Here is a 23,500-nt window from a genome sequence, read left to right on the forward strand (position 1 = left end):
CGGTTACCGCGTAAGTCGTTTTTTTAGCCCTTGGCGGGCGAAGTGTCTTTGACGTCAGCCGGCGTCGGCGCCATTTGCAGGTGCAGGCGCTGACCGCTGTACGGCGTGTGTTTGCGCACCACGTCCATGTTCAGTTCCACGCCCAGGCCCGGCTCGGTGGACGGGATGATGTAGCCGTCCTCCCATTGCAGCGGCTTGGTCAGCACTTCGGCGTGGAAGCCGCCCCAGGTCATGATACTTTCCTGGATCAGGAAGTTCGGTGTGCAGGTCGCCAGCTGGAAACTCGCCGCCGCGCCAATCGGGCCGTTGTACAGGTGCGGCGCGATCTGCGCGTAGTACGCCTCGGCCATGCTCGCGATTTTCTTGGCTTCGAGCAGCCCGCCGCAGCGCGCCACGTTCATCTGCAGGATCGACGCGCCGCCGGCCTGCAGCAGCTTGAAGAATTCATACTTGGTGGTCAGCCGTTCGCCGGTGGCAATCGGGATGCTGGTCTTGGCCGCGACTTGGGCCATGGCGTCTTCCTGGCCCGGTGGCACTGGCTCTTCGAACCACAGCGGGTCGTATTTTTCCAGGCGCTTGGCCAGGCGGATTGCCGACGACGGCACCATCTGCCCGTGGGTGCCGAACAGCAGGTCGCATTTGTCGCCCACCGCTTCGCGGATCTTGCGGCAGAACGTCTCGCAGCGTTCCAGCACTTCCAGCGAAATCTGGTGGCCGGAGTACGCGGTGTAAGGGCCGGCCGGGTCGAACTTCACGGCGGTGAAGCCTTTGTTCATGTTGTCGATGGCACATTCGGCGGCCAGGTCCGGGTCGTCGTAGTCGTATTCGCCTTTGCTATTGACCGGGTACAGGTAGGTGTAGGAGCGCAGGCGCTCGTTGACCTTGCCGCCCAGCAGCTCGTAGACCGGCTTGTTGGCGGCCTTGCCGATGATGTCCCAGCAGGCCATCTCCAGGCCACTGACCACGCCCATCATGGTCAGGTCCGGGCGCTGGGTGAAACCGCTGGAGTAGGCCTGGCGGAAGAAGCGCTCGATATGGTGCGGGTCATGGTCGAGCAGGTAGCGTTCGAACACGTCCTCGATGATCGGCAGCATGGCCTTGGGGCCGAACGTCGCGGCGTAGATCTCGCCAACACCTTCGATGCCGCAGTCGGTCTTGAGTTTGACGAACAGCCAGTACATGCCACCGATGTGCGGTGGCGGGACAGCAACGATATGGGTTTCAAGGGCGACGATTTTCATCTCAGGCACCTGTCTGGTTGAATTTTTTACGGTTGATTCGGGCGCGCAGCGTCAGGGCCGCAAGGGTGCCGAGCACGCCGATGAAGGCGATGTAGCCGAAATACAGGTTGTAGCCGGCCTTGCCTGGGTAGGTGTCGGTCAGGTAGCCGTTGATCAGCGGGATAAAGGTGTCCGGCAGGTACCCCACCACCGAGACAATGCCGATGGCCAGGCCAGTGATGCGCAGCGGGATGTCGCAGCTGTCGAGGATGGCCCAGTACAGGCCGCGAATCGCGTAGGTCATCAGGCCGATGAAGATCACCGTACCGATCAGCAGGCCCAGGCTGTTGAAGGCCGGGAACACGATCAGCCCGAGCATGGCCAGGGTTACCAGGGCCAGCGCGACGATCAGTACCGAGATATTCGAGAACTTGTCACCCAGCCAGCCGCCGCCGATGCCGCCGATGGGGCGCATCCACAGCTTGATGGTGGTGATGGTGCCGGCCATCACGGCGGTCATGCCGCTGCCTTGCAGGTAGTCCGAGAAGCTGTAGGTGGCCCAGAACATGTGGTAGCCGCAGAACACAATCGCGGTCACCAGCCACAGCTCGGGGATCTTCACCAGGGTCGCCAGGTCGGCGATCAGGTTGAACTTGCCCTTCTCGACCGCTGGCGTTTCAGCCATGGATTTCGGGTCTTTCAACAGCACCAGCACACAGCCGATGGCGATGCAGGTGAAGGAATACAGGTACACCACATGCTTGAAGCCCTCGCCCGCCGACTCGCCCCGGGTTTCGGTGGCAAAGGCGAACAGGCCCAGGGCCACGGTCGCCAGCAGCGCTTCCACCAGGCCGCGACCGCCATCGAGGATGCCGAAGAAGCGGCCCTGCTCGCTGTGGTGGGCAATCATCTTCACGCGCTTGAGCACCGAGGCCCAGAACGTCAGGCCGGTGGTCAGGCCCCAGCAGCCGAAGATGATCATCAGGCCGGTCATGGACGGCACGCTGGAGTACCACAGGCCCAGCGCACCGGTGGCGACCAGTGAGAAAAAGATCAGGAAGCGCGGCGGCAGCCGGTCCGCCAGCCAGCCGCTGGGCAGGTAGCTGAGCAGAAAGATCGTGCCGAGCATCGAGTACAGGTAGCCCAGTTGACTGTGATTGATCTGGAATACGTCGAGCATGGTGGTCTGGTAGACCTGGCGCAGGTAGAGGATCGGGTAGATCGCTCCGGCGGCGAGAACCAGCAACATCAATTGGAAGTAGCGACTGGCAGTGTCGCTGTTTTTTGCCGCGGGCACGGCAGCGAAACCCGGGGCAACGGGTGCAGGCTTGGACATCTTGATGACCTCGGGCACCCACTGTGCGGATGCCCTGATAATTGTTTTTATAGAGGCAGCTGCCAGCCTCAAGCTTCAGGCGGCCAGTAAACCTTGCACGCCTTGACTTGGAGCTTGCAGCTCAACACTTGTAGCTGCTTGGCTAGTACTTCATGACCACCAGGCGGGTCTGGGTGAACTCAAGCATCCCGTGCTTACCGTCATCGCCGCCCAGACCCGAGCGTTTCCAACCGGCGTGGAAGCCCTGGTACGGGTCCGCCGGGGTGCGGTTGACGTACAACTCGCCGGCCTCGATGGCATTCGCCACCTTCATTGCCGTGCGGTAGTTCTCGGTATAGAGCACCGATGACAGGCCGAACTGATGGTCGTTGGCCATCGCCAGGGCTTCGTCGATGTCGCGGTACTTGAGCACTGGCAGCACCGGTCCGAAGATTTCCTCCTGGATGATCTCCATGTCCTGGCGGCAACCGCTGAGCAACGTCGGCGGGTAGAAATGCCCGGGGCCGTCTGGCAGTACACCGCCGCTTTCCAGTACAGCACCGGCGGCGACGGCGCGCTCGACCATGGCATGGACAGTCTTTTGTGCGCTGGCATTGACCAGCGGCCCCATCAGGCTGGGATCCTGGGCGCGGTCGCCGAATTTCACCGCGCTGATCCTGGCTTTGAGCAAGGCGAGGAAGCGGTCGTAGACGGCTTCGTGCACGTACACGCGCTCAACCGCCGTGCACAGCTGGCCGCAGTGGGTGGTCTTGGAGGCGACGATGGCGCTGGCGGCGGTTTCAAGGTCGGCGTCCGCCTCGATGATCGCCGGCGTCTTGCCGCCCAATTCCAGGGACGGCTTGGCAATATTGGCCTTGCAGTAGTCCAGCACGATGCGCCCGGCATTCACACTGCCGGTGAGCGTAATCAGCCCGACCGCCTTGTGCGTGCAGACGCTGGCGGCAGTGGCGTGGTCCATGGTCAGGATGTTGATCACCCCGGCTGGAATCCCGGCCTTGACCACTGCCCTGGCAATCGCAAACGCCGACAGCGGCGTGTTGTTGCTCGGGCGCACCACCACGGTATTGCCGGCGATCAGCGCCGGGGCGATTTTGCGCAACAGGGTGTAGACCGGGTAGTTGAACGGAATCAGGCAGGCGACGACGCCAATCGGCTCGCGTTGCAGGAACAGGTTTTCGTCCGGGGTATCGCTGGGGATGATCTCGCCTTCGATGCGCCGCGCCCATTCGGCGTGGTAGCGGGTGATCTGTGCGGCGTAGCGCGCTTCGTTGCTGGCGTCGCTGAGGCTTTTGCCCGACTCGCTGGCCAGCGCAGTGCCGATGGCCTCGGCGCAGGCATCTAGGGCATCGGCGAATGCCCGCAGGTGTTCGGCGCGTTCGATGCTGGTGAGTTTGCCCCAGGTTTTCTGCGCGACGGCGGCGGCATCGACGGCGGCAATCGCCTCATCGGCGGTGGCGGCACTGACATGGCCGACCACGGTTGCAGTGGCCGGGTTATACACGGCGATCAGGGCATCGCTGGCAGGTTCGACAAAGTGACCGTTGAAAAAATTGCGCTCGAGTTGCATGTGGTTCGCCCAACGTTGTTGTTATCCGAGTGACATGCAGTTTTGTCATCGGCCAGCCGTTGGACAAACGATTTATTGCGCGGGGTAACGTGCAAAAAACGCAGGTTAGTCGGTTTTACACCTCACAGGCCGCGTTGGCGCAGCCACTGCAGGAAGCCCTTCTTGGCCGGCACCACCGGCGCCTCCTGGGTCAAGGCCTGCGCGGCGTGGACGCGGAAATCCAGCAGCGCCTTCATGGCTTCGCTGATGTCATGGCGCGCATCCAGGCACGGCTTCAAGTATTCCTTCTCGATGCGGTACAGGGTGCAGAAGGTCTTCGCCGAAAAGTCGGCCAACGCGGCCTCATCCGACAGGATCCCCGCCTCGCCAATCACTTCGCCCGGCCCCATGCGCCCGGCTTCGAATTTGCGCCCGCCCTTGGTCAGCATCACCGAGACCACTCCCGACTCGACGATAAACAAATGATCGCTGACCTCCCCGGCCGGCAGGATCATCTCGCCGGCGCGGTAAGTGTGCAGGGTCATGTTCTGGCTGAAGGTGTCTTTCTCCTCCTGGCGCAAGGTCGAGAAAATCGACGAACGCTCCAGCAACGCCCGCGCGGCGGACATGGCCGGTGGCGCGCCGCTTTCCGTGGCCGACAGCAACCCCACGCCCGCCGCCTGCAGGTGCCGGAACGCCAGGTCGTAGAGCTGGTTGCGCACCTCGCGCTTGAGGGCCATGGCCGGCACGAACCCGCTGATTTCATACTCGACGCCGCCACTGGCGGAGGTCTTGAACGCGACGCTCGGCGCGGGCGTCGCCAGCAGCGGCCGGCAGCCCTGCATTGCGCGCTCGAGTGCTTCGATCACGGTTTGCGGGCGTGCATGGGGGCTCACCTGCAGGCTTACCGCGAGGCCGAACATGTCCGCCGGGCGCGAGAAATTGATGATCTTGGCCTTGGCCGCCAGCGAGTTGGGGATCACCGCCATGCTGCCCTGGGAGGTTTGCAGGCGCGTGGCGCGCCAGTCGATATCGGTGACGCGGCCTTCGGTGCCGTCAATCGAGATCCAGTCATCGATCTGATAGGGCTTGGTGGTGTTGAGGACGATCCCGGAAAACACATCGCTCAAGGTGCTTTGCAAGGCCAGGCCGACAATGATCGCCACCGCCCCGGACGTGGCGAGCACGCCTTTGACCGGCAGGTCGAGCACGTAGGCCATCGCGGCGATGATCGCGATCAGGAAAATCACCGCGCCCATCAAATCCTGCAACAACCGCCCGGTATGCCCGACGCGTTGCATCATCACGGTGCCCAGCAACACCGTCAGCGTGCGCGCCGCAAACAGCCACCAGCCGATCTGCAAGGCCGTGGCGGCCAGGTGCAAGGCGGTGTTGTCGGTGTAGGGCGCGAGTTGCATGGGGTTCATGCCGTCGTTGAACAGCACGGCGCTGAACACCGCGAAGATCGCCAGGCGCGCGGCGAGCTTCCAGTTGGCGAGGTTGGCGGAGATCAGGCGCCACACGGCGATGTCGATAAAGATCAGCGCCACGGCGCATAACATCGGGTGATCAGCGATAAATGAGGGCATCCAGGCGACTCCAGGGCGAATGACGGGAAGATCGCATGAAATCGGAACGCTGGAAACAAAATGTGGGCGCTGGCTTGCCGGCGATGCAGGCGCCTCGGTGTATGCGTTACACCGCGCTGATGCTATCGCCGGCAAGCCAGCTCCCACAGGGTTTTGCAGCGGGTCGTCAGGCGTGCATCTGCCCGAACTTGCCCGAGTGGAAATCCGCAAACGCCTGATGGATTTCCTGCTCGGTGTTCATCACGAACGGGCCGTGGCCGACGATCGGTTCGTCGATGGGCTCGCCGCTGAGCAGCAGCACCTTGGCGTCGTCATTGGACTCCAGGGTGAGTTGGCTGCCGTCACGCTCGAACAACGCCAATTGGCCTGGGCGCGCAACCTCTTCGCCGTTGATCAGCAGCGTGCCGCTGAGGATCACCAGGGCGGTGTTACGTCCTGCGTGCAGCGCCAATGTCACGGGTTTGCCGGCGTTGAGGCGCAGGTCCCACACGTCGATCGGGGTGAAGGTGCGTGCAGGCCCACGGGAGCCGGCAAACTCACCGGCGATCAGGCGCAGGTGCCCGGCGTCGTCGGGCAGCGGCAGCACCGGGATGTCACCGTCGACAATCGTCTGGTAGCCCGCGTCGGCCATTTTGTCCTTGGCCGGCAGGTTGACCCACAGTTGCACCATCTCCATCACCCCGCCGCTGCGGGCAAAGGCTTCGGAATGGAACTCTTCGTGCAGGATGCCCTTGGCGGCCGTCATCCATTGCACATCGCCAGGGCCAATCTTGCCGCCGGCGCCGGTGGAATCACGGTGCTCGACTTCACCGTCATAGACGATGGTCACGGTTTCAAAGCCGCGATGCGGGTGTTGCCCGACGCCACGACGTTGCTCGGTCGGGGTGAAATCCGCCGGGCCGGCGTGGTCCAGCAGCAGGAATGGGCTGATGTGTTTGCCCATCGAATCGTAGGAAAACAGCGTGCGCACCGGAAAGCCGTCGCCGACCCAATGGGCGCGCGGGCTGGTGTAGATGCCGATCAACTTTTTCATGGTGTACCTCCAAAGTGAGTACACCATAAGTCCACAAAGTGTTGAGTACTAGCCGGCAAAAGCGGCCCTGAATGTCCTATGTATAGGACAATCCCTTGGCCGGACGTTGGCGCAGCAGGTGGAAAGCCACGAATGCCGTCAACGCAAAACACGCCTGGATGATGATCATCGGCGCGGCACTGCCGTCGCGCCAGTGGCTCAGCAAAAGGCCGCTGCCGGTCGCGCCGAACATCTGCGCAAAGCCCATCAGCCCCGCGGCCAATCCGGCGCGGTGCGCGTTGGGCATCACCCCGCCGGTGACCGCACCGGGCAGTACCAGGCCACCGCCGAGGGTTACCAGGGCAATCGGAATATCCAGCCCCAGCACGGACAGGCCGAACACCGCATAAATGCCCATGGCCGCGATACCGCCAATGGCCACCAGCGTCACGCCCATCGCTACAATCCGCTGCGGTCCCAGGCGCAGGATGTTTCGCCGCGTATAAGTGGAGCCGACGATCAGCATCGACACAATCAGGCCGAAATTGATGCCGTACTCCAGGCTGCTGAAGCCGAGCAGGTTGATAAACACCGCTGACGACCCGGCGATCACCGCAAACATGGCGCCATAGGTGCACGCCAGGGCCACGGCGAACGCGCGGTACTGGCGGCCCTTGAGCAAATCCAGGTACTGCCCGCCGAGGGTGCGCCAATGGCCGGCCTTGGGGTCGAGGTAGTGGTTGCTTTCGCGAAAAAACACCAGGGCCAGCAGCAACACCACGCTGCCAATCACCAGCGCCAGCAGGATCGGTGCGTGCCAGCCCAGCAGTTTGATCAGCAGGCCGCCGACCATCGGCGCCACCACAATGGCGTAGAGCATGCCGATCATGGTCAGCGCCAGGGCCGGCCCCGCTTCGGCCTTCCACACGTCACGCACCACCGTGCGCGCCAATACCAGTGCAGCGCAGGCGCCAAGGCCCTGCACCACGCGGGCCGCGATAAATTGCTGGATGTCGCTGACCAGCAGCATCGACAAGGTTGCCAGCACATACAGCACCAGCCCGCCGATCAGCACAGGACGGCGGCCGATGCGGTCTGACAGCGGCCCGAACACCAGTTGGCCCAGGCCGAATGCGGCGACAAACGCCGACAGCGCCATCAATGCCGAACCCGGCGGTGCGACCAATGCCTGCTCGATCACACCCAGGCCGGGGATGATCAATTGGGTCGAGACTTCACCCAGGGCCGTCAGGGCCACCAGTAAAAACAGCAGGCTTCGCGAGGGTGCCGGGGCGTTTGCCATGGGGAATATCCGGGGGCTGGATTAATTTATATTTCGACCATAATATGAGTAAAAAATTATGTCCATAATTTTTTCCCCACAGGTTTTCCCCGGAGCCCGCCATGTACCCTCTCCCCCTGCGTCTTCTCACGCCCCTGGCCCTGATGATCGTCATCAGCGGCTGCAACAGCAAAGCCGACACCGCCGCCGAGGTGCCCCCACCGCGCCCGGTTCTCGCCGCCAAGGTCGAGACTGCCGGTACGCAGCAGAACGCCTACACCGGCGTGGTCGCGGCGCGTACCGAGAGTGACCTGGGTTTCCGCGTCAGCGGCAAGGTCATCGAGCGCAAGGTCGACCCCGGCCAGCACGTGTCCCGTGGCGATACCCTGCTGGTGCTGGACATCGGCGACTTCGAGCTGGCGCTGCGCTCGGCCAAAAACCGCGTGAATGCCGCCCAGGCGCAGCTGCGCCAGCGCCGCGATGATGAAAACCGCTACCAGCGCCTGGCTAGTACCGGCGCGGTGTCGCGGCAGATCTTCGACCAGTCGGCCACCAACCTGCGTGTCGCCGAAGCCGAATTGGCCGCGGCGCAATCCGATGCCAGCCAGATTGAAAACCGCCGCACCTACTCCGTGCTCAAGGCTGACGGTGACGGCATCATCACCGACGTGCGGGTGGATCGCGGCCAAGTGGTCGCCGAAGGGCAAATCGTCGCGCGCCTGGCCCATGACGGCGCGCGCGAAGCCATCGTCAATCTCCCGGAAAACCAGCGCGACCTGGCCTCGCAGAAAGCCCTGGCCTTCCCGTTCGGCGCCCCCGACCAGGCGGTGACCGCGACCTTGCGCGAACTCTCGGCCAGTGCCGACCCCGTGACCCGCACCTACCGCGCCCGCTATGTGCTGCACGGCGCTGTCGACCGCTTTGCCCTCGGCTCGACCATCACCGTGCGCCTGCAAGGCGACGGCCAGGCCCAGCAAACCCGCGTGCCGATCGGCGCACTGCAAGATGCAGGGCAAGGCACTGGCGTGTGGCTGATCGGCGCTGATGACAAGGTCAGCTTCGCCCCGGTGAAAGTCGCCAGCCTCGGCCAGGAAGATGCCCTGCTCGACAGCGGCGTGGCCCCCGGCCAAACCATCGTCGCCCTCGGCGCGCACCTGCTGCACAGCGGCGACGCCGTGCGCCTGCTGCCCGCCCAGGTACTGGCCCTCAACCGCAAACAGGACCACTGAGCATGCGCGGGATCAACCTCTCCGAACTGGCGGTCAAGCACCGTGCGGTCACGCTGTTTCTGATCATTGCGATCCTCGCCGCCGGGATCTTCTCTTTCGGCAAACTGGGGCGCGCCGAAGACCCGTCGTTTACCGTCAAGGTCATGACCATCACCGCCGCCTGGCCCGGCGCCACAGCCCAGGAAATGCAGGAGCAAGTCGCTGACCGCCTGGAAAAACGCCTGCAGGAACTCGACTACTACGACCGCGTCGAGACCATCGCCCAGCCGGGTTTTGTGTCGATGCGCATGACCTACAAGGAGTCCACGCGCCCCAGCGAAATCCAGGACCTGTTCTACCAGACGCGCAAAAAGCTCAGCGATGAAGCGGCGAAACTGCCCAAGGGCGTGATCGGGCCGTTTTTCAACGATGAATATTCCGATGTGTACTTTGCCCTGTACGCCCTGGAAGCCGAGCACCTGCCCCATCGGCAACAGGTGCAGATGGCCGAAGACCTGCGCCAGGGCCTGCTCAACCTGCCGGGCGTGAAGAAGGTCAATATCCTCGGCGAGCAGGCCCAGCGGATCTTTGTCGAGTTCTCCTACGAACGCCTGGCGACCCTGGGCATCAAGCCGGACCAGATCTTCGCCGCCCTCGCCGCGCAAAATGCCGTGGCACCGTCGGGCTTTGTGGAAACCGCCGGTGCGCGCGCCTATATCCGTATCGACGGCGCGTTCGACAGCCTGGCGCTGATCGAAAACGTGCCCCTGGAAGTCAACGGCCGCGTGCTGCGCATCGCCGACGTGGCCACCGTCAGCCGTGGCTATGAGGACCCGCCCAGTTACCGCATCCGCCACCAGGGCGACCCGGCGCTGATGCTCGGCGTGATCATGGAGAAACACTGGAACGGCCTGGAACTGGACAAGAGCCTCAAGGCCGAGGAAGCCAGAATCCAGGCGGACCTGCCGCTCGGCGTGAACTTCGCCAAAGTCTCCGACCAGGCAAAAAACATCAGCCTGGCGGTGAACGAATTCATGCTGAAATTCTTCGTCGCCCTGGCGGTGGTCATGGTGATCAGCCTGTTGGCGCTGGGCTTTCGCGTCGGCCTGGTGGTGGCCGCTGCGGTGCCCCTGACCTTGTCGGTGGTGTTTGTGATCATGCTGCTCACCGGGCGCGAGTTCGACCGTATTACCCTCGGCGCGCTGATCATTTCCCTCGGGTTGCTGGTGGATGACGCGATCATCGCCATCGAGATGATGGTGGTGAAACTCGAGGAAGGCTTCGACCGGATCCACGCGGCCACCTTCGCCTGGAGCTCGACAGCCGCGCCAATGCTGACCGGCACGCTGGTGACCATCATCGGCTTCCTGCCCGTGGGCTTCGCGCGTTCCGGCGCCGGGGAATATGCCGGCAATATTTTCTGGATCGTCGGCTTCGCGCTGATTTCGTCGTGGCTGGTGGCGGTGGTGTTCACGCCGTACCTGGGGGTGAAGTTGCTGCCGCAGATCAAGCCGGTACCCGGCGGCCACGACGCGATTTATGCCGGGCGTTACTACCAGAAACTGCGCACCCTGGTGCAAACCTGCGTGCAGCGGCGCTGGCTGGTGACGGGACTGGTGGTCGCGGCGTTTGTGTTGTGCGTGCTGGGCATGGGCGTGGTGAAGAAGCAGTTCTTCCCCAACTCTGATCGGTCCGAGCTGATTCTTGAGGTGTACATGCCGCCCGGCAGTGCCTTCAAGAGCACCGAGGCGGTGGCCGCGCAACTGGAAAAAGCGCTGCTGCAAGAGCCGCAGACCCACCTGGTGGACACCTACGTGGGCGGCGGCGCGCCACGCTTTTTCCTCTCGCTGAACCCCGAACTGCCGGACCCGGCGTTTGCCAAACTGATCGTGCAGACCCCGGATTCCCACGCCCGCGACGCACTGAAATTGCGCATGCGCGAGCGGATTGCCGCAGGTGAGTTTCCAGCGGCACGAGTGCGCGTGACGCAACTGCTGTTCGGCCCGCCGGTGCCGTTCCCGGTGGTGTTTCGCGTCAGCGGCCCGAACCTGGATGTACTGCGCGGGGTGTCTGAGCAGGTACGCAAGGTCGTCGCCGCGAATAAGCTGACCAAGGACGCGTTCCTCGATTGGGGCGAGCGCACCAGCGGCTATCGCCTGGTCCTCGATCAGGACCGCCTGCGCCTGCTCGGCTTCACGCCGAACGAGGTCAAATCCCAGCTCAACGCCTTGCTCAGCGGCAACCCGATTACCGAGGTGCGCGAAGGCAACCGCACGGTGTCGGTGGTCGCCCGCGCCCAGGGCAACCAGCGTGAGAACCTCGGCAATCTCAACAACATGACCCTGACCAACAGCGCGGGCACTTCGGTGCCGCTGGCCCAGGTCGGGCACTTCCAGGCAGTGATGGAAGAACCGATCCTAAAGCGCCGCAACCGCGCGACCACCGTGGAAGTACGCGCCGACATCATCGACGGCGTGCAGCCGCCCGACGTGGAAATGGCCGTGTACAAAGACCTGCAGCCGCTGATCGCGCAGCTGCCTGCCGGTTACCAGATCGACATCGGTGGCCCGGTAGAAGAAAGCGCCAAGGCCAACGTCGCGCTCGCGGCGCTGTTCCCGATCATGATCCTGCTGACCCTCACGGTGATCATGTTCCAGGTGCGCTCGTTTGGCGTGATGTTCATGGTCTTCGCCACTGCCCCTCTGGGCTTGATCGGCGCGGTGCCGACCTTACTGCTGTTCAACCAGCCGTTCGGGTTTAACGCGATCCTGGGGCTGATCGGGATCGGCGGGATCCTGATGCGCAACACGCTGATCTTTACCGACCAGATTCGTCAGAACCAGGACCATGGCATGCCGATCCGCGAGGCGATCATCGAAGCCACCGTCCGCCGTGCACGGCCCGTGATATTGACGGCGCTGGCGGCGGCACTGGCGTTCATTCCACTGACGCTGTCGGTGTTCTGGTCGTCCCTGGCGTATGTGCTGATTGGTGGGGTGCTGGTGGGCACGGTGTTGACGCTGTTGTTCCTGCCGGCACTCTGCAGCCTGGTGCTGGGCCGGGAGAAGACAACTGCCGCTGAAACATCCCACCTGACTGCCGGATAAGCACTACAGATATCACTTAAAAACCGCTGCAAAGTCCCTCGCCTGATCACACAGTGCGAGGGATTGCAGATGTTTTTTTTCGATAGCCCCGCCGTTTTGGTGGGTGCGCCTTGATCAACGCCACCAGCCAAACCATCGGCCTTCTGCTGCTGACGGCCATGGATGCCAAGACGCGTGACGTCGAAGCCGTGCTCAGCGACTTCAGGCGCTGCCTCAATTCCTACGAAACCTTGGCGCAAAGCGTCCTCAGCTCTTCGGCGCTGGATGTCGAGCAGGTATTCAAGGTCGGCCGTGAGGTGGCGCTTGTCGCGCCGATCAACCGTTCGATCCTTCCCAGGAGTACCGTCGCCGCGTGCCAGGCCAACGGCACCTTGACGCTGGTGCACATGTTCCAGAGTTCGAGGTTCGTGCCCATCGGCAATACGCCCGTGATGTTGCAGCGTATCGACCCAAACGGCGGCCCGCTGGGGGCGCCCATCCATAAAACCATCGGACCCAGCGGCATTCTGGAAGTTACCGAGTGCGATCGTAACCAGCAGTACCGCATCAGTTTCTACCCCAACGTCTCCCAAGATCATTTCAAGGCGCTGTATGCCTCCTATCAGTCGGTCATCGGGCCGCTGGAGGGCTGGCTGCGCAGCGAGTGGGACGCCACGTTTGCACCGCTGTGGGCGGACTACTCCGAGGCCAATTTCCTCAAGCGCTACCTGATGCTGCACCGAGCCTACGCCCGGGGATTTGGCAATGCGCTGTATGAACTCTGGGATTCCCTCAAGCAGCTGCTTCAGTGGCTTATGGACCCGCTTGCCAATGCCGAGAAGCTGCTGCATTACCTGTCCCGCGCCGAACTCGAAAAGCTCCTGAACCTCAGCGCCGAAATCCTCGCAAAAGGCATTTTGGTGCTCAGCGATGAGCCGCTGCTGTTCATTTACTTGTCGGTATTGGTCAGTTGGATGCGGATGATGCCGCCGCCGTACATGAATGAATTGCTCGGGGAAATCAGCGCCGAAGTGCTGATCAACCTGCTGCTGGCCCTCGCCACCGGTGCGATGGGCGTGGCGATCGGCATGAGCGCCAAGGTCCTGGACGGCATCAAGTCTCGTCGTGCGCGCCAGTGGTTCAAACAGGTGGCCAGGCAATTTGGGAAATCTCGTGTGCAGGGCCATGTCGAAGCGGCCAAACCGTTGTTGCTGGGAAGCGCAGCGACGCCGATCAAGGTGATTCCGGATGTGCCGTTGAAGGCTGGGGATCAGTTGGTTTCCAACCCGGTGCCGGCGGTTCGCGGCAAGACGCAGCGGACGACGTTGGTTCGGCAGGAGCATGTCGACGATGTGCCTGCTGCTGGCAAGAATCCAAACGGGGACTCGGCGGCGCCTGCGGATAAGACCGCCACTAATGGCTGCCCGGTCTCGATGGTCACGGGCGAGGAATTGCTCACTCTCACCGATGGCACGTTGGATGGAGTCTTGCCGTTTGAGTGGAGCCGCTTGTACCGCACCAGCGCGGTGGAAGTGGATGGCGGGTTGGGGTTTGGCTGGAGTCACTCGTTGGCGCATCGGCTTGCAGTCTCGGGCGATTGCGTCGTGTGGACGGACCATGAGAATCGCATTACTTCGTTTCCGATGCCGACTGTTGCTCGACCTGCAATCACCAATAGCCTGGCCGAAGCGGCGATCTATTTAGGTGCTTCGCCGGATGAACTGGTGTTGGCCCAGGCGTCGCGCTTTTACCACTTTCGCGACGGTGTGCTGACGGCTATCAGCGATGCGTATGACAACCGGCTGCGCATTGCCCGGGATCTTTTGGGGCGCATTGAGCGGCTGGATAACGGTGTCGGGCGTTCGCTGTTCCTGCGTTATGAGTTGGGTCGCATCGTCGCGGTGGACTACCAGATCCAGCGCGCCAAGGGCCGCGGTCCTTTCGAGTGGATGACCGAGCACAACGTTGTTTCCTACGCCTATGACGACCTGGGACGACTGGTCTCGGCGACCAATGCCGTCGGCGAACGCGAGGTTTATCGGTACGACGATCAGCACGTCATTCTTGAGCGGCAGTTGGCCGGTGGCGCGAGTTTCTTTTGGGCGTGGGAACGCGCTGGCAAGGCCGCGCGCTGTGTCCGCCACTGGGCGAGCTTTTCGCAGATGGACACGCGTTATGCCTGGGATGACCACGGGCAGGTCACGGTGTTTAACGCTGATGGCAGCCAGGAAGTCTACGTGCACGACCAGCGTGCGCGACTCGTGCAGCGCATTGATCCGGATGGTGCCGAGCATTTCAGATCCTACGACGACAAAGGCCGGTTGACGGTCGAGCAGGATCCGCTGGGCGCGGTGACGGCGTATCAGTACGACGAAGCCGGACGCTTGGTGGCGGTGTTTCCGGGGGACGATGAGCCGACGTCCTACGAGCATGACAATGGGTTCGTAAGGGTGGTAAGGCAGGGCCTCGCCGCCTGGAAATACGAGCGTAATGACCAGGGCGATATCGTTCGTAAGACTGATCCCGAAGGCAACGTAACGGACTACAGCTACGACAAGCAGGGACAACTGACCGGGGTCTGGTTTCCCGACAACAGCTGCCATCGGCTGGTGTGGAACGAGCGTGGTCAGTTACTGGAAGAACAACTGCCAAATGGCGGCGTCAAGCGCTACCGCTATGACGACCTCGGGCGGCAGGTGGCGCGTGAGGATGCGCATGGGGCGCTGACCGAGTATCAGTGGGACAGCGTCGGGCGGCTAACTCGTGTCGTGTTGCCAGGTGGTGCGGCGCGGGAATACAGCTACAACCCCTACGGAAAGATCACCTCCGAGCGTGATGAGCTGGGGCATGTCACCCGCTACGAATACGCCGACGGTTTGCACCTGATCAGCCGGCGCATCAATGCCGATGGCAGCCAGGTCAAATACCGTTACGACAATGTTCGGCTGTTGCTGACCGAGATCGAAAACGAGGTTGGCGAGACCTACACACTCGACTATCACCTCAATGGCCTGATCCAGCAGGAAGTCGGCTTCGACGGCCAACGTACGGCTTATGCCTACGACCTCAACGGCAACCTGCAGGAAAAAACCGAGCACGGCGATGATGGCAGTCAGCTGATTACCCGTTATGAGCGAGATCACGCTGGCCGTCTCGTAAGAAAAGTACTTCCCGATGCCAGCGTCGTCGATTATGCCTACGACCGCCAAGGCAACCTCCTTAGCGTCGACGATGGCCACTGGGCGCTCGCCTACGAATACGACCCACAAAACCGCCTCATCGCCGAACACCAGGGCTGGGGAACCTTGCGCTACGGCTATGACGCCTGTGGGCAGCTGCAACACCTGCGTCTGCCCGACAACAATCGCGTGGTGTTCAATCACGCCAAGGGCGGCCACCTGTCCACCGTCGAACTGAACGGTGAAGTCCTTACTGTTCATCTATTCAAAGCTGGCCAGGAACACCAACGCCAACAAGGCCAGTTGATCAGTCACTACCACTACGACGACCAGCAGCGCCTGCACGCCCATGCCGTCAGTCAACAGCAGCACACCCTTTACCAACGCCAGTACGACTACGACAAATCCGGCAACCTCACCCGCCTGCTCGACACCCGCAAAGGCGAACACCACTACCACTACGACCCCCTCGCCCGCCTGACCCGCGCCGACCACTCGCAAGATGTGCAAGAACGCTTCGGCCACGACCCGGCCAGCAACCTGCTGATGCAAGACCGCCCAGGGCCGGACATCGTTGCTGGTAACCGGCTGATGATCCAGGGCGACCGCCATTACGACTATGACGCCTTCGGCAACCTGATCCGCGAACGACGTGGCCGTGGGCACGCGCTGATCACCGAATACCGCTACGACTGCCAGCACCGCCTCATCGGAATCACCCAACCCAACGGCCAAACCGCGAGCTATCGCTACGACCCGTTTGGGCGGCGGATCAGCAAAACCGTTGATGGGACAACCACGGAGTTTTTCTGGCAAGGCGACAAGCTGATTGCCGAACATCACGCGGATCGTCATCGCAGCTATCTCTACGAACCTGACAGCTTCCGCCCGCTGGCCCTGTTGGAAGGCTTCGGCCCAAAAGCCACCACCCCCTATCACTACCAACTCGACCACCTGGGCACCCCACAGGAACTCACCGCCCCGGATGGTGAAATCGTCTGGTCCGCGCATTACCGTGCCTACGGAGAAATCAGCCGCCTAGACGTCGGAAAAGTCGACAACCCACTGCGTTTCCAAGGCCAGTACTTTGACCAGGAAAGCGGGCTGCACTACAACCGCCATCGCTACTACAATCCGGATGTTGGCCGCTACCTGACGCCGGATCCGGTGAAGCTGGCGGGAGGGATTAACGCCTACCAATACGTGCCCAATCCTACGGGATGGGTTGATCCGTTAGGGTTAAGCTCATGTCCTGGGGGAGAGGGTTGCAAGCAAGGCGCCATTTCTCAAAGTTCTGCGCCAAACGTCAATGACGGAGAGCCTGCTTTACCACAACTAACGCACGCTGAGCGTCAAGCAAGAATTGATGAGCTGGCTGAGTCAAACATTCATCGGCGATTATCGGAGCTTGAGACATCAATTCCAGGAGCACACTTTTTGGAAAAACATGGAGCTCAAACCACTTTGGAGTCTCAACTTGAGCGGGTAACAACGGCTAGAAATCCGACTACGGGCGAGATCGAGACCTTTGACAGAGGAAGAAGAGCAGGCACACCAAGACCACCAAGTGCTGCCACGCATTTTCTGAGTCACAGAGATCAATTTAATGCAATTGAGCGAGCTGTTCTGATATTTAAACTCAATGGCCGAGCAGGAACCTCAAGACCCATGGACATAGGGAAAATTATCGGCGAAGGATATAAAAGAGAAGGACTAGAATATGGAAAGCAAACTAAAGCAGTCGTGCATTTAAATACAGATGGAAAACCGATCACAGCCTATACGGAATTCGACAGATGAAAAGAAAACCAGACCTCGCGATCTTGCAAGGCTTATTATTTACTTACAGCACAGAAAACACCAAAAACCTAGAAAGAGAAGAAGTCATAACTTCAAAAAATGTAAATAGCACAACTGAACTTTCAGAGCTATTCGACATTTTAACCAAGCCGGAATTCCTCTCCTACAAGGAGGATGAGCAGGTTTGGTTTATAGAAACTATTGAGCATTACCTATCGAAAGAGGAAGATTTTGAATCTGTCTTTTATCTATTTGACACATACTTCGAAGACGACATAACTAACAAAAGAGCGTTCATGACAGTATTGCTTGAACGCCTCAAGAGTTACCGCAGCAAGACAGAATCACATAATCAAATAAACGTAGGAAATGAATAGTATTACCTCAAATAGCAAACCTCGAAGACCGGTCAACTTAGTACCAACCTTCGCGTGCTCACGTTGGGCCGCGAAGCGACCCCAGTGCAGGCAGTGGGTACTTTCAGGTAAATCAGTATTTGTCGATTCTGGGGCTGCTGTGCAGCCCCACGCAGGGCAAGCCTGCTCACCACAAAAGAGAGTCGCTCAGCGGAAAATCAGCGCTTCGACAGCTCCATAATCATCCGGCTCAGCAGATAAATACGCGGCGCCACGCTTTCCACTTCCGCGTATTCCTCCGGTGTGTGGATATTCCCGCCGACGATCCCAAACCCATCCAGTGTCGGAGTGCCCACGCCGGCGGACAGACTCGCATCCGCCGCGCCACCACTGCCTTCAATTGTTAGCTTCTTGCCCAATTCCCCATAGATGCCCTGGGCAATCGCGACCAGTTTGTCGGACTCCGGCGTCTGCGGCATCGGTGGCAGGCCCCGCAGCAGGCTGGTCTTCACTTCGGTGTCGGGGATCAGCTTGTTCGCCGACACTCGCGCGAGGTCTTTTTCGATCCGATCAAACTCTTCCGGCAGCGCCGCGCGTACATCCGCCTTGGCCGTGGCTTGGTCGGGGATGACGTTGACGCGGTCGCCGGCCTTGAGCACGGTGAAGTTGATGGTGGTTTTCTTCTCCTCGTCGCCCAGCTTGCCCAGTTGCAGGATCTGGTGCGCGGCTTCCATGGCGGCGTTGCGCCCCAGTTCCGGAGCGACGCCGGCGTGGGCGGCCTTACCCTTGACTTCGACCACGGCGGTGGCGCTGCCTTTGCGCCATACCACCAGGCCATCCGCCGGGCGGCCGGGTTCGAGGTTGAGGGTCACGTCGTGGGCCTTGGCGGTTTTGCGGATCAGGTCCGAGGCGGCGTCGGAACCGGTTTCTTCGCTGGCGTCGAGCAGGAAGGTGATTTGCGCGTAGTCCTTGAAGCCCTGGTTTTTCAGGACTTTGAGCGCATAGATGCCGGCGACGATGCCGCCCTTGTCATCCATTACGCCCGGGCCATAGGCGCGGCCGTCCTTGATATGGAACGGGCGCTCGGCGGCCGAGCCTTCCTTGAACACGGTGTCCATGTGCGCCATCAGCAGGATCCTGGCCTTGCCGGTGCCCTTGAGGGTGGCGATCACATGGCTGTTATTGGCGGCCTTGTCCGGCACTAGCTCAATCGTGAAGCCCAGTTGCTTGAGTTCATCAACGGCGATGTCGCGCACTTGGGTCAAGCCCGGCTCGTAGCCGGAGCCCGAGTCGATGTTCACCAGGCGCTCCAGCAATTTCAGGGCCTCGGCCTTGTACTGTTCGGCGTCTGCCTGGATCTGTTTGTGAGGTTCGGCACTGTAGGCCGGCATCGCGAAGGACAAGGCCAGGGTGGCGGCCAGGAGGGTACGTGGAAAGTTGAAGAGCATGGACCGATCCTTGTTTTTTATTGGGAGGTGCCGCCACACCCTACCCCACTAGATCGATCGCAACCAACTCCCTTGTACGGAACTGACGCGGTTACGCCCACTGCTCTTGGCTTCGTACAACGCCTGGTCGGCGTCGTTCAGCCAACTGGTGGAATCGGCGTGGGCCGAATGATACGGCGCCAGGCCAATGCTCAGGCTGACACGCAGGGTCGGGTCCTGGGCGTAGGCCAGCGCATTGAAGCGATCACGCAAGGCGTCCATGACTTCGGTCGCGCGGTTGAGCGGCATGTCCGGCAGGATCACGCAGAATTCGTCCCCGCCATAGCGCCCGGCCAGGTCAGTGGCGCGCAGGTTCTGGCGCAGCACCTTGCTGAGTTGGCGCAGGACGATATCGCCGGTGACATGCCCGTAGGTGTCGTTGATGACTTTGAAATGATCAATGTCGATCAACGCAATCGCGGCGCCCTGTTGCTCGCGGCGGCAGCGTTGGAATTCGATTTCCAGGTGGTCTTTCCAGGCGCCGTGATTGAGCAGGCCGGACAGGCTGTCGGTGCGGCTCAACGCCAGCAGCTCACGTTTGTGGCGGGCCAGCGTCACCGCCTGGCGATAGCAGATCCAGCCGAGGGCCAGCGGGTACAGCATCAGGATCGGCAGACACGCGTAAAGCTGGGTCTCGGTGGTCACCGCAATAAACGCCGGGGTCAGGATCAACAGCGAGCAGCCAATACCCAGTGCCTGCGCCACCCAGCCCGCGAGCATGAAACGCGGGCCGCCGATGGCCACGTTGTTCATGGTCATCATCGACAGCGTGGTCACGCTGGGCAGTGGATTGAAGTGCATGGCGCCGACCCAGAACCCGCCACAGAAGGAATCGAACAACAGGTTGCGGCGTTCACTGCGCAGCGTTTGGGCGCTGCGCAGCGAGAGTTGAAAGGCCAGGTGCGGCCACACGAACGCGTTGATCAGCATCCAGGCCCACAGCCATGCAGGTGGGTTCAGCGGATACATGCCGAACACCACGCAGACGAAACCGAGCGTCAGCCCCAGGGTACGGGATTTGTACAGCCGTGAAGCGAGCGGAAGTCCGTTTCCTTCTGCAGCTGACATGGTGGGGTGAGATCCTGGAGGAATGCCTGGAGTCTATCAGGGCACGGGCAGATCGCCACTACCGCTCATAAGGCTGTCACCGTCAGTGTGCAAAGCCACGCGCCAGCATCAGCGCCACCCCCAGCAGCAATACTGCCGTGACCCGCTGCAACAGCACTCGGCGCCGGGGATTTTCCAGCAGGTGCTTGATGCGTTGACCGAAGTAGCAGTACAGGCAGCCGCTGGCAAATTGCAGCAGCAGAAACGTCAGCCCGAGGATGGCGATGTCCGTCATCGAGCTGTGCTCCCCTGCCCCGGCGAACTGTGGGAACACGGCACTGAACATGATGAGGGTCTTGGGGTTGGAAAACCCGGTGAGCAAACCCTTGCCGAACAGGCCGCGCGCGCCGTCCACGGCGCCCATTCGGTCTATCGACACGCCGCTGCTGGTCCACTGCCGGTAGGCCAGGTAAAGGATGTAGGCCACACCGACCAGCTGGATTCCTTGGGTGATGGCCTGGTTGCCCTTGATCAATTCCGAGAAGCCCACGGCGAAGACCAGGATCGAAATCAAGTACGCCACACTGGCGCCGAGCTGCGCCGGGAGTGAACTGCGCAGGCCGGCCTTCAGGCCCAGGCTCAACAGCAGCAACGTCATGGGGCCAGGGCTGAAGGTCATGGTGGCGCAAAACAGCAGGAAGTATAGAAACGAAGGAAGCGTCAATGCGCTGGTCATGGCGTGGACCTTGGGTAAGAAGACCTGCAGTCTAGGCAAGCAGCCGTGTACAAGGCAGGTAAAGTAAGGCCTAATCCACCCTGACTTTACCGGTGAAATCACCAGCAAACACAAGGAAGGTCCATGTTGGTATCCGCCATCGCCTTTGTACCGGGCGTGCCCAAGGTGCAGCAGATCGTCGAGGCGTTCAGCCAGGCCATCGAGCACGGTGAATGGGCGCCCGGCAGCAAGTTGCCGTCGGTGCGTGAACTGACCCAGGTGCTGGGCGTCAGCAAGTTCACCCTCAATGAGGCGCTGGACCGCCTGCGCGGGCGCAACCTGCTCACCTCCAGCCAGGGCCGTGGCTTTTTCGTGGCGATAGACCGCGTGCGCCCGGCCTCGGCGGCCTGGGTCGAGCTACTGCCCCAGGACCTGCTCAGCGTTTTGCGACGCCCGCTGGCCACCGCCGGCGGCGATCTGCGCCCCGGCGGCGGCCACTTGCCGGAGGAATGGCTGGACGCCGAGCCGATTCGCCAAGCCATGCGCAGCACCGTGCGTGCGCCCTCGTTGCGCATCGCCGGGCTGGGCACGCCGGCCGGGCTGCTACCGTTGCGCCAGGCCCTGCAACAGAAGCTGCACACGGAAGGCCTGTCGGTGCCGGTGGAACAGATCATCACCACGCCCAACACCGTGCAAGGCCTGGACATGCTCATGCGCCTGCTCGCGCGGCCCGGCGACACGGTGCTGCTGGACGCGCCCTGCTACTTCAATTTCCACGCCAACCTGGCCTTGCATGGGGTCAAGGTGGTGACCCTCGAACGTCGCCCCGACGGTTTCGACTTCACCGCCCTCGAACACCTGCTGGCCGAACACCGTCCCAGCCTGTACTTGACCACCAGCGTGCTGCACAACCCCACCGGCCATTCGTTCAGCCCCAGCCAGGCGTTTCGCCTGCTGCAACTGACCCAGCAGTACCACTGCCATATCGTCGAGGATGACCTCTACGGCGATCTGCACCCCAATCCGCCGCCACGCCTGGCCGCCCTCGCCGGCCTGGAGCAGGTCACCTACCTGTCGGGGTTCTCCAAGATTCTCAGTGCCAACGCCCGCGTCAGCTACGTGGTGGCCGCGCCGCAACTGGCGGCCAACCTGACCAATATGAAATTGATGAGCGGCGGCGTGACTTCAGAGCTGTTCGAGCAGATCGTCTACCGCATGCTCAGCGAAGGCAGCTACGGCAAGCACCGCAAGCGCATGGTCCAGCGTTTGATGGAAGCCGGTGGGCGCGTCGAGCAATGGCTCAAGCGCTGCGGTTGCGAGCTGCCAATGGGGTTTGAAGGCGGGATGTTCATCTGGGCGCGGCTACCCGCCGGAGTCGACGGCGAGCAGTTGGCGCAGGCCGCGCTGAAGCAAGGCATGGTGTTGGCACCGGGCACCTTGTTCGGCTACGACCCGGCGCACCGTGATTCGATGCGTTTCAATGTGGCCCACAGTGACGAGCCACGGGTGCAGCAGCTGTTCGAACAGTTGCTCAGGGCTTCGCGCGCCCCTTGAGCATGCCGTGATTGACCAGCAGCGTGCGCATCGCATTGCGGGTAATCCCCAGCAAGTCGGCGGTTCGCAGTTGGTTGAAGCCACAGAACGCAAACGCCTCGCGCACGATCAAGTCTTCGATGTCGTGCAGCAAGGTATCCCCCGGCACCTCGAACAGGCGCAGCAGTTGCTCGCGCATCACCTCCTGGGGGATGCGCGGCGCGCTGCTGTTGGCACTGGAATGCAGGGCACTGAGCCCGGCGGAAAACTTCAGGTGGTTGGGCATGATCGGTTTGTCGCCGGCCACCAGCAGTGCCAGGTGCACGACATTTTCCAGCTCGCGGATATTGCCCGGCCACGGATAATCGAGCAGTGCCTGGGTGGCGGACTCGGAGAGCATCGGCTCGGCGATTTTCAACTTGGCGCTGTACAGCCGGCGGAAGTGCTCCACCAACGGCAGGATATCCAGCGGCCGTTCGCGCAGCGGCAGCACCTGCACCTGGGCAACGTTGATGCGGTAGAACAGGTCGAGGCGGAAATTGCCCGCCTCCACGGCTTGTTCAAGGTCGATGTTGGTGGCGGTCACCAGGCGGATATTGATCTTGATCGGCTTGCGCGAACCGACGCGCACCACCTCCTGTTCCTGCAACACTCGCAGCAACTTCACCTGCAAAGGCAGTGGCAGGTCGCCGATCTCATCGAGAAACAGCGTGCCGCCATCCGCCTCTTCAAACCAGCCGATGCGCCGCCCGGACGCCCCGGAAAACGAACCGGCTTCGTGACCGAAAAACTCACTCTCGGCAAGGTTCTCGCTGATCGCGCCGCAGTTCACCGGCACAAACGCACCGGTGCGCCCGCTGGCACTGTGGATGTAGCGCGCCACCAACTCCTTGCCGGTACCGGTCTCGCCATTGATCAACACCGGCGCTTCGCTGGGCCCGACACGCTTGAGGTAGTCGAGCAATTGCAGTGAGCGCGGGTCGGAAAACACCAGGGCCTTGGCGCGAATCGACAGCGGATCCTTTTCGCCCTGTGGCAAGGTCAGGATCGGCGTGGGGTGCCCGTGGGGACGGCTCATGAACAATTTCCCGGCGGCAAGGATGG

Annotated in this window: 15 protein-coding genes; 5 read left to right on the forward strand and 10 right to left on the reverse strand. The window is 61.8% G+C overall.

Translation table 11 applies throughout. The features are described 5' to 3' along the window. Nucleotides 1–23: 23 nt before the first annotated feature. The 6 genes from C9990_RS17275 to C9990_RS17305 all read right to left on the reverse strand — a co-directional run bounded on the left by C9990_RS17275 (nt 24) and on the right by C9990_RS17305 (nt 8,006). A complete protein-coding gene (locus C9990_RS17275) occupies nt 24–1,241 on the reverse strand; it encodes a mandelate racemase/muconate lactonizing enzyme family protein (RefSeq protein ID WP_065909902.1) in 1,218 nt (405 codons plus the stop codon). Nucleotide 1,242: 1 nt separating this feature from the next. Next, nucleotides 1,243–2,556 carry a nitrate/nitrite transporter gene (locus tag C9990_RS17280; protein ID WP_106805678.1) on the reverse strand — a complete coding sequence of 438 codons (1,314 nt, stop codon included), beginning with the start codon at nt 2,554–2,556 and terminating at the stop codon, nt 1,243–1,245. 142 nt (nt 2,557–2,698) lie between these two features. Beyond that, complete coding sequence (gene aldA / locus C9990_RS17285) at nt 2,699–4,123, reverse strand: aldehyde dehydrogenase (protein WP_106804081.1); 1,425 nt, start codon at nt 4,121–4,123, stop codon at nt 2,699–2,701. Nucleotides 4,124–4,245: 122 nt separating this feature from the next. Next, nucleotides 4,246–5,691 (reverse strand): mechanosensitive ion channel family protein, encoded by a 1,446-nt coding sequence (locus C9990_RS17290; RefSeq protein ID WP_106804082.1) that lies wholly within the window; start codon nt 5,689–5,691, stop codon nt 4,246–4,248. A gap of 166 nt (nt 5,692–5,857) precedes the next feature. Beyond that, entirely contained in the window at nt 5,858–6,724 is an 867-nt protein-coding gene (locus C9990_RS17300) for a pirin family protein (RefSeq protein WP_065909908.1), read from the reverse strand. 76 nt (nt 6,725–6,800) lie between these two features. Next, nucleotides 6,801–8,006, reverse strand: coding sequence for a multidrug effflux MFS transporter (locus C9990_RS17305; protein ID WP_106804084.1), 1,206 nt, complete (start codon nt 8,004–8,006; stop codon nt 6,801–6,803). A 101-nt stretch (nt 8,007–8,107) separates the two neighbouring features. Between C9990_RS17305 and C9990_RS17310 the strand changes: the two genes are divergently transcribed. The 4 genes from C9990_RS17310 (at nt 8,108) to C9990_RS17325 (ending at nt 17,635) form a co-directional block, all read left to right on the forward strand. Next, the gene (locus C9990_RS17310; RefSeq protein ID WP_106804085.1) at nt 8,108–9,214 is read left to right on the forward strand and encodes an efflux RND transporter periplasmic adaptor subunit; all 1,107 of its coding nucleotides are present in this window, start codon (nt 8,108–8,110) and stop codon (nt 9,212–9,214) included. 2 nt (nt 9,215–9,216) lie between these two features. Next, the gene (locus C9990_RS17315; RefSeq protein ID WP_106804086.1) at nt 9,217–12,300 is read left to right on the forward strand and encodes an efflux RND transporter permease subunit; all 3,084 of its coding nucleotides are present in this window, start codon (nt 9,217–9,219) and stop codon (nt 12,298–12,300) included. Nucleotides 12,301–12,458: 158 nt separating this feature from the next. Beyond that, complete coding sequence (locus C9990_RS17320; protein ID WP_106805679.1) at nt 12,459–17,258, forward strand: RHS repeat-associated core domain-containing protein; 4,800 nt, start codon at nt 12,459–12,461, stop codon at nt 17,256–17,258. Continuing rightward, nucleotides 17,255–17,635, forward strand: a complete 381-nt coding sequence (locus C9990_RS17325; RefSeq protein WP_106804087.1) for a hypothetical protein — start codon at nt 17,255–17,257, stop codon at nt 17,633–17,635. Before C9990_RS17320 ends, C9990_RS17325 begins: the two co-directional genes overlap by 4 nt. Nucleotides 17,636–17,832: 197 nt before the next feature. Here C9990_RS17325 and C9990_RS17330 read toward each other — a convergent pair whose 3' ends face one another. The 3 genes from C9990_RS17330 to C9990_RS17340 form a co-directional block, all read right to left on the reverse strand. Continuing rightward, complete coding sequence (locus C9990_RS17330) at nt 17,833–19,062, reverse strand: M20/M25/M40 family metallo-hydrolase (protein ID WP_106804088.1); 1,230 nt, start codon at nt 19,060–19,062, stop codon at nt 17,833–17,835. A gap of 48 nt (nt 19,063–19,110) precedes the next feature. After that, nucleotides 19,111–20,169 carry a diguanylate cyclase gene (locus tag C9990_RS17335; RefSeq protein WP_106804089.1) on the reverse strand — a complete coding sequence of 353 codons (1,059 nt, stop codon included), beginning with the start codon at nt 20,167–20,169 and terminating at the stop codon, nt 19,111–19,113. Between the two features lie 82 nt (nt 20,170–20,251). Beyond that, nucleotides 20,252–20,884 (reverse strand): LysE family translocator, encoded by a 633-nt coding sequence (locus tag C9990_RS17340; RefSeq protein ID WP_106804090.1) that lies wholly within the window; start codon nt 20,882–20,884, stop codon nt 20,252–20,254. A 123-nt stretch (nt 20,885–21,007) separates the two neighbouring features. Here C9990_RS17340 and C9990_RS17345 point away from each other — a divergent pair, with 123 nt between their 5' ends. Then, entirely contained in the window at nt 21,008–22,417 is a 1,410-nt protein-coding gene (locus C9990_RS17345; protein ID WP_106804091.1) for a PLP-dependent aminotransferase family protein, read from the forward strand. On the opposite strand, the gene C9990_RS17350 is transcribed toward C9990_RS17345, so the two are convergent. Further along, nucleotides 22,395–23,474, reverse strand: coding sequence for a sigma-54-dependent Fis family transcriptional regulator (locus tag C9990_RS17350; RefSeq protein ID WP_106804092.1), 1,080 nt, complete (start codon nt 23,472–23,474; stop codon nt 22,395–22,397). The two genes, C9990_RS17345 and C9990_RS17350, sit on opposite strands and share 23 nt — an antisense overlap. Nucleotides 23,475–23,500 lie beyond the last annotated feature (26 nt).

Source organism: Pseudomonas sp. S5D5 (assembly GCF_003013355.1).
Taxonomy (GTDB): domain Bacteria; phylum Pseudomonadota; class Gammaproteobacteria; order Pseudomonadales; family Pseudomonadaceae; genus Aquipseudomonas; species Aquipseudomonas aylmerensis.